The organism is Paenibacillus sp. ACRSA (assembly GCF_022346845.1).
GTDB lineage: Bacteria > Bacillota > Bacilli > Paenibacillales > Paenibacillaceae > Paenibacillus.
In genome coordinates this window covers 1-13,178 of sequence record NZ_JAKRNP010000016.1, presented here as the reverse complement: position 1 = coordinate 13,178, position 13,178 = coordinate 1, and the positions used below count along the sequence as shown (strand labels likewise).

The following is a 13,178-nucleotide window of genomic DNA, read 5'->3' as shown; positions in this document are numbered from 1 at the left end:
CAATGATCCCCCTCACTTGTCTTAAAATTGGATAATTTGTAAAAATTAATTATTTCACGTTATGTCATATATAATTAAATGCTATATCCCTATAAGTCATCATCAAATGACTCCGGACAGCTCCTTACTCTCATAAAAAAAGCTCCTTACGACAAATGTCGTAAGGAGCTTTTAGTTATATACCTACATGGGACTGAGCAAATATTTGTCGCTCATAGTGTCCCTTTAAACGTGAACCAAATTACTCAACTGTTACACTCTTCGCCAGGTTACGTGGTTTATCCACATCGTGACCCAGTGCAAGAGATGCATAGTATGCAAGCAATTGTAGAGCTACAACGGACAGAGCCGGGCTCAGCAGTGGCAACGTCTTCGGAATAGCAAATGCTTGGTCAACGGATTTCAACAAGCTTGCTACGTGCTCTTCATACGTAATTGCCAGTACATCTGCGCCACGCGCTTTAACTTCCTTAATGTTGCTCACCGTCTTCTCAAGCACGTTCTCCTGTGTTGCCAGAGCAATAACAGGGATACCGTCCTCGATCAATGCGAGTGTACCATGCTTCAACTCACCCGCAGCATAAGCTTCGGAGTGGATGTAGGAGATCTCTTTCAGTTTCAACGAACCTTCTTGTGCTACAGCGTAGTCCAAACCACGGCCGATGAAGAAGAGATGTTGATGTTTGGAGATTTGCTCTGCATATCCTTTGATTGCATCAGCTTGCTCCAACATGGATTCTACTTGCTCAGGCAGAGCTTGCATTGCAGCAAGCATATGCTCGATTTCTTCTGCTGTTTGTGTACCACGTACTTGTGCCAGATACAGACCAAGCAGGTTGAAAGCAATCAGTTGTGATGTATATGCTTTCGTGGAAGCAACCGCAATTTCCGGTCCTGCCAACGTTGCAATAACATCATTTGCATCACGAGCGATGGAGCTGCCCACAACGTTTGTTACTGCCAACACGTGTGCGCCATTGGACTGTGCTTCACGCAGTGCAGCAAGTGTATCTGCAGTTTCACCAGATTGGCTTACTACGATTACAAGGGTATCTTTGTTCACGATTGGTGAACGATAACGGTACTCCGAAGCAACGTCTGTTTCTACCGGAATACGTACCAATTGCTCAATAATTGTACGTCCAACCAGACCTGCATGGTATGCAGTACCACAAGCGATGATCTGAATGTTACGGATATTTTTAATTTGCTCTTCAGTCATGTTCAGCTCAGGCAACTGAACTTTTTTGCCTTCATTGTCGATGCGACCCAGCATTGTATCACGATATGCTTTTGGTTGCTCATGAATTTCTTTAAGCATGAAGTGCTCAAATCCGCCTTTTTCTGCGGTTACAGCATCCCAATCGACATGAATCATTTCCCGAGAAATAAAATTGCCCTCAATCGTCATCAATTCGACAGCATCATGTGTCAATACAGCCATCTCACCATCGTTCAGAATGTACACGTTACGTGTATGCTCCAGAATCGCTGGGATATCGGAACCAATAAAGTTTTCACCTTCACCAACACCGATAATCAATGGGCTAGCTTGACGCACAGCTACGAGTTTCTCTGGCTCATACTCAGTCAGTACACCCAGAGCGAATGCCCCACGCATCAACGTGATTACTTTTTGCACTGCTTTAACGATATCGCCATCGTACTCACGTGCAATCAAGTGGGAGATAACTTCCGTATCCGTCTCTGAAGTGAATGTGTGGCCTTCTGCCATCAATTCATCCTTCAGATCCAAGTAGTTCTCAATAATACCGTTGTGAACAACAGAGAACTTCTGGCTCTCATCCGTGTGTGGGTGGGAGTTTTCATCCGAAGGTTTACCATGAGTTGCCCAACGTGTATGTCCGATTCCAGCATTACCTACCAGCGGTGCACCTTCCAGTTTAGCTTCAAGGTTCGCAAGACGTCCAAGCGCTTTGGTGATTTGCAAACCTTCTGGTGTAAATACAGCAATACCCGCAGAATCATAACCACGATACTCGAGCTTCTTCAGACCTTCGACCAATACCGATTGAGTGTTCTTATTACCAATATATCCAACAATACCGCACATAATTTAAGTTCCTCCGTTTGTATATGAATACTGTGTCACGAAGAGAGACTGGTTGGCGCGGCATAGCGGAAAAATGAATGATTGCCTAACGGTTCATGAATACTCGCTACTTATTCAATTATCAATGATCAGAGCAGCCTCTTGCCGCTCCGCTGTCATCATAAGCTGGTATGAATGTTATAAATGCAATCATGAATGTACATCATTTTCCCGTGCGCGCACCTGTAGTGCTCTTCGTGCACATTCATTTGTATTTTTAAGTTGTATCCTGCACCCACCGACGCGTTGTGTGGACAGTCACCCATCCATTTTCCGCAAAATCCGGTTTACGGCTCTGATGCATCACCGGGAGGTCCCCGCCGAACAATCCGAACACCTCCACCTCGTCAGCTTGATTGCCGTCGATCTTGTTCGACCATATCTATGTTCAACCTAGATATAGTGACGCAAGATGCTTCCCGCGCAACTTCAAGCTCTGGCGCTTGTGTAACTGATACCTTACGATCCTCACTTTCTGTGTCTGAATGACGACTCCACTCATTATATGCACGTCAGGTTCATTTTGCAATGGAGCAAAGTACCTGTGACAATTTCAGCATATTTACCCACATCCTAGACCGTATAAACAGACCGATGGTCTCACCAGTTCAGGATGTGAGTTTATGAATGTATTACTCTATTTCATTACGATCGAGACGATACTTCGGGACTATACGCTCAGATCTATATATTGATCCAAATAATCCCTTCAATCATCGTTTCACGATGAATTATACTAATTCTTTCTGTACGACATCAGCAATTTGAGCTACAAATTGCTCCAGTTCTACCTTATCCGGCCCTTCCGCCATGACACGAATCAGTGACTCGGTACCTGAGGCACGTACGAGTACGCGGCCGTTATCACCAAGCTGTTTCTCAACAACGGCAATAGCTTCCCCAATTGCGGTATTGCCTTCATATTTACTCTTATCCTGAACACGCACATTGACCAATACCTGTGGGTACTGAGTCATGAGTGATTTCAGTTCGCTCAGTTTTTTGCCAGATGCCTTCAGTGTATCCACGAGTTGAATCGCAGTCAGCATGCCGTCACCCGTTGTATTGTAGTCCAGGAAAATAACATGACCAGATTGCTCTCCGCCCAGGTTATACCCACCGCGGCGCATCTCCTCCATCACATAACGGTCACCTACCGCCGTCTTAGCTGTTTTGAGTGCCAGCTTCTCTGTGGCTTTGTAGAACCCGATATTACTCATTACGGTGGATACAACAGTACTATCCTTCAGTTTGCCGGCACGGTTCATCGCATCTCCACAGATACACAGGATGAAGTCCCCATCCACTTCTGCACCTGTCTCATCAATCGCAATCAGTCGATCCGCATCACCGTCAAAAGCAAGACCAAGGTCTGCCTTGTGTTTGAGCACCTCTTGTTTCAAATGCTCTGGATGTGTAGACCCACATTGCTCATTAATATTCAGGCCGTTAGGCTCAGCACCAATTGCAATGACTTCTGCACCTAGTTCACTGAACAATTTCGGTGCCAGTTCATAGGCAGCTCCGTTCGCACAGTCGAGCACAACTTTGAGTCCAGAGAACGATTCATTAACGGTTGTTTTCAAGAAATCCAAATAGCGGAATCTAGACTGCTCTTCAACAGTCACCGTACCTAGACCACCACCTACAGGACGTGGCAATTGGTCTGTCTCCGCATCCATTAGTTCTTCGATCCGGTTTTCTGTCTCGTCCGACAGCTTGAAACCATCTCCACCAAAGAACTTAATCCCGTTATCCTCAACCGGATTGTGTGAAGCAGAGATCATAACACCCGCATCGGCCTTCAATACACGTGTAAGATATGCAACACCAGGAGTGGATACCACACCGATTCGAATGACATCTGCACCAATGGACAACAGACCTGCCACAAGTGCAGATTCAAGCATGAGACCCGAGATCCGAGTATCCATACCAATGACTACTTTCGGTCTTTCCACGCCACCTGCAAGTACGTAACCCCCACAACGTCCAATGCTATACGCAAGTTCTGCTGTTAGTTCTTTATTAGCAACCCCTCTTACACCGTCTGTACCAAAATATTTCCCCATGATCTAACTCCTTTTATTCGCATCATATAAGAGCATAAAATGTAATAGAGGTTGTTCAAAAAGTCCCCTTTTGATTACGAAGGATGCCTCGGCATCTCAGCGTCGAATATGAAATTCATCCGAAATAAGTGGATGCTTACGAAGTTTGTTTCTTTCAGAAACAATGTAGTTGCTCACGTAGCTTAATCTACGCTCCGCTACTCCATTTCTAACTTCATCCCATCTTCTCGGTACTGAAAACCGACCTTTTTGAACACGCACTAATATTCAAATTGACGATTCGAATCCCTATGGATTCGATCCACTACTGTTTGCGTTACTATTGCTATTCGTATTTCCCCGATTCGGTACGTTGCCTTGTGGAGTCTGCTCCTGTGTTTCCGTATTCGATTCGGTTTCTTCCTCTTCAGGAGCAGTCTCCGTAGTATCACCATTCTCCACTTCTACAGGTGAAGGCTCCGGTCCCACCGTATCTTCATCCGTGGCATCTTCGCCAGGAGTAACCGTAGTTTCATCCGCTTTTTCAGTAATTTTGACCGTGGCACTCAAATCATTGGATGTTTCATCGAGTTCGGCAAATCGTGGCAGATCGGCGGTCACCTGAACCTCGTGATTACCCACTGCTAAACCATGAAGATCTGCGGACAGCTTGATATCATCGCTGCTCAAACCTTCGAGCATACTTGAAGAACCCTTGAGTGTGATGTTGAGCCCACCACTCTTGGGTGTAACCAATTCACTATCCAATCCGTTTCCGATCCCCGTGAGGGTTATCGGTACGTTCGGAAAGACTTTGGTCGTCTCTTCTTTTTCATCGTATGGCGCTACAGTTACCTTAAGCTGAATCGAACTAGGCTCGATTTTCTCAAAACCGGGAGGCGGCGTCAAGTCCAGGTTAACTGTCGATTCCCCGGCTTGTTCAAACTGAGTAAGATCCAGGGTTAGTTGGTCGTAGGACCGGATACCCGCAAGCGCCTCCTCTGTTCCATAAACCGAGACTTCTTTCACGTTAGGTTCTACCTTAGACAGTACCAATCCTTCCGGGAGCTGTCCCGAATATTTGATCCTCAAGGGTATAGATGTATAGGGCTGATTAACCGGAACTCGCACTTCCACCGTTTCCGGTGAGATAACTGCATTATCGATTACCTTGCCTTCTGCATCATATGCTTGAAGCTTCACTTTTTTCTGCGTTATATCATCCTTCGCATCCTTCACGCTCACACTGCCCTGAACCTTCGCTACAGCCTCCAATTGTCCTTCGGGGAGAGTTACCTTAACTGCGCCTGAAGGTTCAACCACAGGCGTTCCAGCACTGTATCCAGCGGATGGTTCTCCTTCGGGTACAATATTCACATTGAAGGATTTGGTGCCCAGTTTTTCCACGTTCACCGTGACCATGGAAGGCTCCATGCTGACGACCTCAACGCCTGATGGCAGATCGGGTACAAGTGGTAACGTATTCGAGCCATCCTTCACCTCGCTGAGATCCACAAGCACTTTGTAATCATCATTCGTAAAAATAGAGGTTAACATAGAACGCTGTCCTTTGATCTCTAAACGAACCTCATCCGTACTTAAGGATGTAAGTACATACGAATTGCTGTCTAGTCCATAAGGCTGGACAGGCACCGTACGCTCCACAATACGACTTGTTGACCCGGTTGCAATGGTCGGCGTAGTTGGAACCTCGTCGAGATGAATCATGAACCAGAGCAGTAAACTGACCGCTAGGGCAAGAATTTTCGCAAAGTTATTGTTATTGAACCATTTATCCATTGTTACGTCCCCCCTTCCGTTTCCAGAAGGTAGTCCAACCATTCTTTTTGTTCAGATTGGATGTAGGGCGCAGCTCCTCATACAGTTTCGCAATGAGTGATTCTTCCTTAATGTCACGCACCACTTGTCCATTCATTGCCAGCGATACTTGGCCAGTCTCCTCAGAAACAACCAAACATACGGCATCTGCAACCTCGGTAATACCGATCGCTGCACGGTGACGTGTACCCAGTTCTTTGCTGATAAACGGATTCTCGGATAAAGGCAAATAACAGGCTGCCGCAGAAATCTGTTTACCCTGAATAATGACCGCACCATCATGTAATGGTGTATTTGGAATGAAAATATTAATCATCAGCTCCGAGCTGACGAGAGATTGCATCTGTATGCCTGATTCGGTGTAATCATTGAGACCGGTTTCCCGTTCAAATACAACGAGTGCACCAATTTTACGTCGTGACAAATAATTCACAGACTTAATAATCTCACCGATTAACACGGTTAATTCTTCATCACTCGCTGCCGCTGAACGTCCAAATAGCTTACCTCGTCCCAATTGCTCCAGACCACGACGAAGCTCCGGTTGGAAGATAATAAACACAGCAACGACACCAAACGTAAACATCTGGTTCATCAACCACTTGAGTGTATACAGGTTCAGCCACGTGCTTAGAGCCCAGATCAGCACAAGGAATAGAATCCCTTTGAGAAGCTGAACCGCACGCGTACCCCGTACAAGCAGAATCAGTTTGTACATAATATAGGTAACAATCAATATATCGATAACGTCCTTAATGGACTCTTTCCACGTTAAGTCAGCAAAATAATTCATAAGCCAGCCCCCGCTATCCCCATTGATGAGTAAAACCCTGATCTCATATTAACCCATTAGGATTTTAAGTAATCCTTTATCTCTGCACTTTGCAATATTCCATCCGTTCGCTTCGAGTATTGAAGTGACTTGTAAGAAGTGCCCTAATTCCACTAACGCTTAGTTGAATACACACACCAGATCTAGCTCTGGCTAATGGAGAGGCGCTCTTAGGATTTATGCAAGTGCTTATCTATATGTAGTAGTATGTTCTCTTTAGTATCTAGGTTATAACGTTCACGTTCAGGTTGCAAGTTACGGGGTCACAAACTTTACATAAACCATGCAAATTCAACCAATACAGTTCATCCATATAAAAAAAGAGTACCCCATGCAATCTTGAGGTACCCTGCTTGGTATTTACCATTGAAGAATTCACCGTGTTCTAGCGGTAAGCTACTTCGTTCACCATATTGGTTATTTTGTACCAGAACCAATCTAGCGCCTGATCGATACTTTTTACCTGACCAGAGATATGCGCTGTTGATGCCTGAAACAATTGTCCGTCGATGATCGTCAAATTGCCGTCTACGTCACCGTATACCTGGGCGGTTCCATTCTCTATAGTAAGATCGCCCGCAATTGACTTGCCTGCCGGAATAATAACCGTGTTTCCTTCAATGACGATCTGATCCAGATTATTCCCTTTAACGACCATTTCGTTATTCTGATCCCAGAAACTCCAAGCACTAAAGAGCATCACGACCAAAAAGAAGGCTGCCGCCGTCAGCGCGGGATGTCCTTTGACCCATTTGAGCCAAAACTGCTGTTTCTTGGGCTGGGGCAGAGCGTTCATAATTCGATTGGTCAGCTCATCCGAGGCAGACGGTGAATAATGTTTCATGGCAAAAAGGAGCATTTCCGTCTGTTCTAACTCTTTAAAGCGCATGCGACACTCCGGACACGTTACAAGATGACCTTTCAGTTCAATCTTCTGTGCCGGGGACAACGACTCATCCAAACATTCATGCATTAAAGAGACGGCCGAGTTGCAATCCATATGAGAGCCAATCCTTTCTTCAATCACTTAGTCCTTGCATCTGTAAAAAGCATACATAAGACTTGCATACATTACATACGCATCCGTTTCGGATATGTTTCAAATAATTTCGCCCAAAATTTGAAATGAGCAATTACAGCTTATATTCTAATTTTTTGCGTAAAAAATCACGACCACGGTGTACACGTGTTTTGATCGTTGTTACGGGCATGCCCGTGACATCACTGATTTCCTGTAACGACAAGTCCTGTAAATATCTTAAAATCATCACTGATTTATATTTGGCGGGTAAACTGTCAATGGCCTCACGAATGAGTGTTTGCGTTTCAGACAATAGCGCTTCGCTCTCAGGAGTACGATCATCACTTGGGAGCATCGCATAACCGTCAGATCCTTCCTGATCATTCAACTCCGCATCCAAAGAGTAAGAAGGCTTCTTCCTGCGCAGCCGGTCGATACACAAGTTCGTCGCGATCCGGTAGATCCAGGTGGAAAACTTCTGATTCGGATCATATTTCTCCATATTTCGAAACACACGCAAAAACGTCTCCTGTACAACGTCTTCAGCCTCATGACGGTTGTTCAGCATCCGGTATGCCAAATGAAACAGTTTGTCCTTATATAATTCAACGATCTCTGCAAAGGCTCGCTGATCACCCTTAAGCACCAGCTTTAGTAGCCTGTTCTCTAAATTGTCCACCTCTAATTCCCCCAGACATGCTGATGGGTCTTCCGCCTTCTGATACCCGTCCACACTTGTGATTCACCAATCAAATCGTAAATCAACTTTGGTCAAAAATCAAGACTGTGCTACAAAATATCGGCCAAAAACAGTAAAAACGGGAACTCCATTTGGAGTCCCGTCTTATCTCTCGCTGAAACTGAAGAGAGAACGCTTTATTTTACTGTACAAACATATGCGGTTTCGAATGAATAACTCATTCCAAAATAATCCTCTAACTTGTTATATCAGCCTGTGTTCCGGAGACCTGCAGCAATACCATTGATGGTAAGCAACACTTCACGAAGTAGCTCTGTGTCATCTTCGCCACGTTCACGCATATCTCTCAGTTCACTTAGAAGCTGTACTTGCATATAGGACAATGGATCCACATATGGGTTACGCAGCCTAATGGATTCCTGGATAACTGGTACGTCATTCAGAATCTCAGTCTCACCCGTAATCTTCAAGATAAGCTCTTTCGTCAGCTTAAACTCTGTTTCGATCTGGCCATAAATGCGATCCCGTGCTTCTTTGTTGGATGTCATCGCAGAGTATTCTTTGGCAATAACAAGGTCTGCTTTGGCAACGGCCATTTGAACCGTATCAATCAATGTACGGAAGAATGGGAAGTTTGCATACATTTCTTTCAGAACAGCAAGGTTTTCCTCTTTATCCTGATAGAAACTTTGTAGTCCCGTTCCTGCCGCATACCATGCCGGGAGCAAGTAACGACTTTGAGTCCAAGCGAATACCCAAGGGATTGCTCTAAGATCCTCAAATTTATCGCTATTTTTCCGTTTGGATGGACGAGAACCAATGTTAAGCTCACCCACCTCAGGCAGCGGTGTTGATTCCTTGAAAAAGTTGAAGAAATCTGGATCACGGAAAATAAGATCTTGATACTTCGTCAGTGATACTTCAGAGATCTCTCTAATGATGTTATCCCACTGCTGTTCAGATACCGACTCTTGTGGCTCCAATCCGTTGAGTGCAGCCGTAATCAGTGCCGAAGTCGCCTGCTCTAAACTGCGGTATGCGATCCCTTGGAGAGAGTAACGTGACGAGATAACCTCACCCTGCTCCGTAATCTTAATGCCGCCCCCAATGGTATGTGGTGGTTGAGCCAAGATACTACGGTTGAGTGGCATACCTCCACGTCCTAGAGCACCTCCACGTCCGTGGAAGAATTTCAGTTTGACGCCATGTTCGTTACCCACTGCCGTAATCGCGTTCATTGCTACACGCAACTCCCAGTTCGCAGTAACTACTCCGCCATCCTTATTACTGTCTGAGTATCCAAGCATAATCTCATGCAGTTCATTTCGGGCACTTACGCTTGCGCGGTATACCGGAAGGTTGAACAACTTCTGCATGATCTCGGAAGCAGCGTGAAGGTCATCAATCGTTTCAAACAAAGGAACTGCCTGAAGCGTAGATTCAACTTCTCCATTTGGTCCTTTACGGAACAAGCCTACTTCTTTTGCGAATACCATTACCTCGAGAAGATCACTTGCACCTTGCGTCATACTGATGAGGTAACTTGTGATACAGTTTGCACCGTATTCGTTTTGAGCCCGTTTAATTGTACGGAAGACATCCAGACATTCCTTCGTTCCCTCACTGTATTGGTGATAAGGGGAAGTCAGTGGCCTTGGATCTTCCAGCAATCGAGCAAGCAAATCGATTTTCCCATCCTCTGTGAGGCGAGCATAATCTTCTACAATGTTCATTTTAGCCAGAATTTCTGACATTGCATTTTCATGCTCTTTGCTATGTTGACGTACATCAAGTGCAGCCGTGTGGAAACCGAACAACTCAACTTGGCGAATCATTTTGCGAATGGTTGTGTCTGCCACATAATCTGCGAAGTGATGACGCAAGCTGCGATCAATAATCATTAGATCATCAATCAGATCCTGAGCGCCACTATAGCGGTCTGGCTGACCTTCTTTATTTTCATCAAGCACATTATTTAATTTAGCAATCATATAGGCAAGTTTGATGCGATAAGGCTCTTTCTCATTGCGCCAGATATCCACTTTCTTCAATGTGACACAGTTGCGATCTTGCTCGATCGACTGCACCAGCTCATCGGAAACATGAATAATATTAGTGCTGAAGCTAAGATGTCCCATCAATTCAATCATAATCCGCTGATACTCACGCAATGCGAGCTTGCGCTGCATCAGAAGCGTTTGCCATGTTACCTCTGAAGTTACCGAAGGATTTCCGTCCCGGTCTCCACCAATCCAGGAACCGAAGCGCAAATACGTCGGCACATGCCAGTCATGGTCAGGGTAAAATTTATTCAGGCAGCGTTCAAGCTCCTGATATACGTCCGGAAGTACGTGGAACAACGTTTCATGAAAGTAATACATCCCGTTCCGTACTTCATCCAGTACAGTCGGTTTGCGGTCACGGAGTTCGTCTGTTTGCCAGAGGGTAATAACCTCATTCAACAGCTTCTCCCGCAACTGCTCACGTTCACGCAACGTTAGCGTAGGATTATCAAGAAGCATGACATCTTCTGATATCCGTTTGTGGATGTCCAGAATCACTCGGCGCATTGCCTCGGTTGGATGAGCAGTCATAACTAGTTCCAGTGACAATTCATCTAGAATCTCTTCAACTTCCTTATGAGACAACCCACGTTCTTTCAGATCCTGTACGGCTTTCTCAATAGATCCTGGCTGTACAGTATCTCCCGCAGAGCGTTCATAATCCCTTTTACGCCGGATCCGATGGTTTTGTTCAGCAATGTTAACTAATTGAAAATAAATTGCAAAAGCTCGAATTACCTGGTGGCGATTCTCCGAGTCTAATTCCTGGATCATCGTTTTGAACTCTGTATACAGTTCAGGCAAAAATTCTGCACGTAACGATTTGCTCGTTTCCCGAATCTTCTCAACGATATCTAGAAGCTCTGTGCCCCCTTGGTGGACTAGAACTTCTCCGAGTATGTTACCCAGGAACCGCACGTCTCTCCGAAGCAGATTGTTCGATTGGCTTTTGCTGGCGGTTACCATAGTTTCAGTCATGCTTATCCTCCCATCTGATCGTTCGCATTCGTACACGAAAATTTGACACCTTCATAACATCATACAATAAAATGGTACGAAAATCTTTATTTTTCTACTAGTAAAAATGGGGATTAACCCCGATTTTGATCATAAAAACGCGCTTTATTATGCATTTCCTTGTTCTGCTTCAATTAATGGACAATAGCTGTTGCATGATACCTTTTTCACGTACTATTCATACCAATCAAAACTTATACCTATACTCTAAAATTCATAAATATACAATCCAGATGATGTGAATATGGGTACAAACAAAGAGTATCAAAACCCTTACTATTGTATTGTATAAGCAAGATGCTGCACAAAGAAACATGACCGGCAAAGCAAGCTTTTGTATACTTTATCACAGTGACGCAATAAATTCTAGATTTTTTTTAACTTTCCTTTCTGTGTGTTATGCCATGGGAGCACCTATAAGCACTTATTTGGAAAAAACAGCTACCTAATCGAACAAATACGTGATCTAAAACAGACACTATCTTAACCTATCCAAATTTTCCACAAAAAAATGGTTTTTATTAACGTGTGAATGACTACATAATACATAGCTTCCTTTGGGGATATTAAACTCGCAGCACATAACTGAAGGGAGGATTCATTATCATGAAAAAGGTATGCACAATCGTTGCTTCTGTTGCTCTAGCGGTGTCACTTGCGGGATCTGCCTCTGCACATACAGCAACAAACAACATGAACCACAGCACTAAGCAGACTACAGAGTATGAGAACAGCAACTACAGAAACAACAATTACACAAATCCTAATGCTAACAACGTTGGCAATGGTGATTATCGTACCAACAGCATTCGTACAAATGCCGCAACAGACCGTGATAACGGGATGGACTGGGGCTGGCTTGGTCTGCTTGGACTTCTAGGGTTGGCAGGCATGCGTAAAAGAGCAACTGACCACGACCACCGTTAAAATATACGGCTCAATACCGTGGTAACGGCTATACATTGTCTAGACCATTCATCTTCATGAGCGTATGCTCGAAGTGTTATGACTGCTGCATCCACTTAAATGAGATGAATGTAACAGAAGCCCTTTCTTTTATAAGAGAGGGCTTCTGTCTATTATAACTAAGCTTGGATTCAAAGACGAGGATATACATAAAGCCTAAAGCTCTAAAACCAAAACATAAGATCCAAAGTTCTAAAACCAAAAACTTTAGAGCCTTTACAATACTCAATAAAGAATTAAAAACTAAAATCAAAAAAAGCCCTGCAGATGCAGGACTTTTCTTTAATATTTAAGCGGGTGATGGGAATCGAACCCACGCTATTAGCTTGGAAGGCTAAAGTTCTACCATTGAACTACACCCGCATACGATAAATCGGGATGACACGATTTGAACATGCGACCCCCTGGTCCCAAACCAGGTGCTCTACCAAGCTGAGCTACATCCCGATATATATAAAAAATAATGGCGCGCCCTGAGAGATTCGAACTCCCGGCCTTTTGATTCGTAGTCAAACGCTCTATCCAGCTGAGCTAAGGGCGCAAATATGGAGCGGAAGACGGGAATCGAACCCGCGA

8 protein-coding genes and 3 tRNA genes are annotated in these 13,178 nt (G+C 44.5%); 1 reads left to right on the top strand and 10 read right to left on the bottom strand.

The window, feature by feature from the left end:
* Positions 1-241: 241 nt before the first annotated feature.
* From glmS to ppc, 7 genes are all read right to left on the bottom strand, one after another.
* On the bottom strand, positions 242-2,074 hold the full coding sequence (gene glmS, locus MH215_RS25900) for a glutamine--fructose-6-phosphate transaminase (isomerizing) (RefSeq protein ID WP_056693061.1): 1,833 nt from the start codon (positions 2,072-2,074) through the stop codon (positions 242-244).
* Positions 2,075-2,844: 770 nt separating this feature from the next.
* The gene (glmM, locus tag MH215_RS25895; RefSeq protein WP_239293887.1) at positions 2,845-4,185 is read right to left on the bottom strand and encodes a phosphoglucosamine mutase; all 1,341 of its coding nucleotides are present in this window, start codon (positions 4,183-4,185) and stop codon (positions 2,845-2,847) included.
* Between the two features lie 288 nt (positions 4,186-4,473).
* Positions 4,474-5,964, bottom strand: a complete 1,491-nt coding sequence (locus MH215_RS25890; RefSeq protein ID WP_239293886.1) for a CdaR family protein — start codon at positions 5,962-5,964, stop codon at positions 4,474-4,476.
* Positions 5,957-6,796: a diadenylate cyclase CdaA gene (gene cdaA / locus MH215_RS25885; RefSeq protein WP_056693047.1), complete on the bottom strand. Its 840-nt coding sequence runs from the start codon at positions 6,794-6,796 to the stop codon at positions 5,957-5,959. The genes MH215_RS25890 and cdaA overlap by 8 nt, the downstream gene beginning before the upstream one ends.
* Before the next feature lie 424 nt (positions 6,797-7,220).
* Entirely contained in the window at positions 7,221-7,835 is a 615-nt protein-coding gene (locus MH215_RS25880) for a zf-HC2 domain-containing protein (RefSeq protein WP_056693045.1), read from the bottom strand.
* 133 nt (positions 7,836-7,968) lie between these two features.
* Positions 7,969-8,535 (bottom strand): RNA polymerase sigma factor SigW, encoded by a 567-nt coding sequence (gene sigW / locus MH215_RS25875; protein ID WP_056693475.1) that lies wholly within the window; start codon positions 8,533-8,535, stop codon positions 7,969-7,971.
* Positions 8,536-8,804: 269 nt separating this feature from the next.
* A complete protein-coding gene (gene ppc / locus MH215_RS25870; protein WP_056693042.1) occupies positions 8,805-11,597 on the bottom strand; it encodes a phosphoenolpyruvate carboxylase in 2,793 nt (930 codons plus the stop codon).
* 645 nt (positions 11,598-12,242) lie between these two features.
* Here ppc and MH215_RS25865 point away from each other — a divergent pair.
* Positions 12,243-12,563, top strand: coding sequence for a WGxxGxxG family protein (locus MH215_RS25865; RefSeq protein ID WP_056693039.1), 321 nt, complete (start codon positions 12,243-12,245; stop codon positions 12,561-12,563).
* A 331-nt stretch (positions 12,564-12,894) separates the two neighbouring features.
* On the opposite strand, the gene MH215_RS25860 is transcribed toward MH215_RS25865, so the two are convergent.
* From MH215_RS25860 to MH215_RS25850, 3 genes are all read right to left on the bottom strand, one after another.
* Positions 12,895-12,965: transfer RNA gene (locus MH215_RS25860), tRNA-Gly, on the bottom strand.
* A 10-nt stretch (positions 12,966-12,975) separates the two neighbouring features.
* Positions 12,976-13,049, bottom strand: a tRNA-Pro gene (locus tag MH215_RS25855).
* 17 nt (positions 13,050-13,066) lie between these two features.
* Positions 13,067-13,143 (bottom strand) — tRNA-Arg (locus MH215_RS25850).
* Between the last annotated feature and the right edge of the window lie 35 nt (positions 13,144-13,178).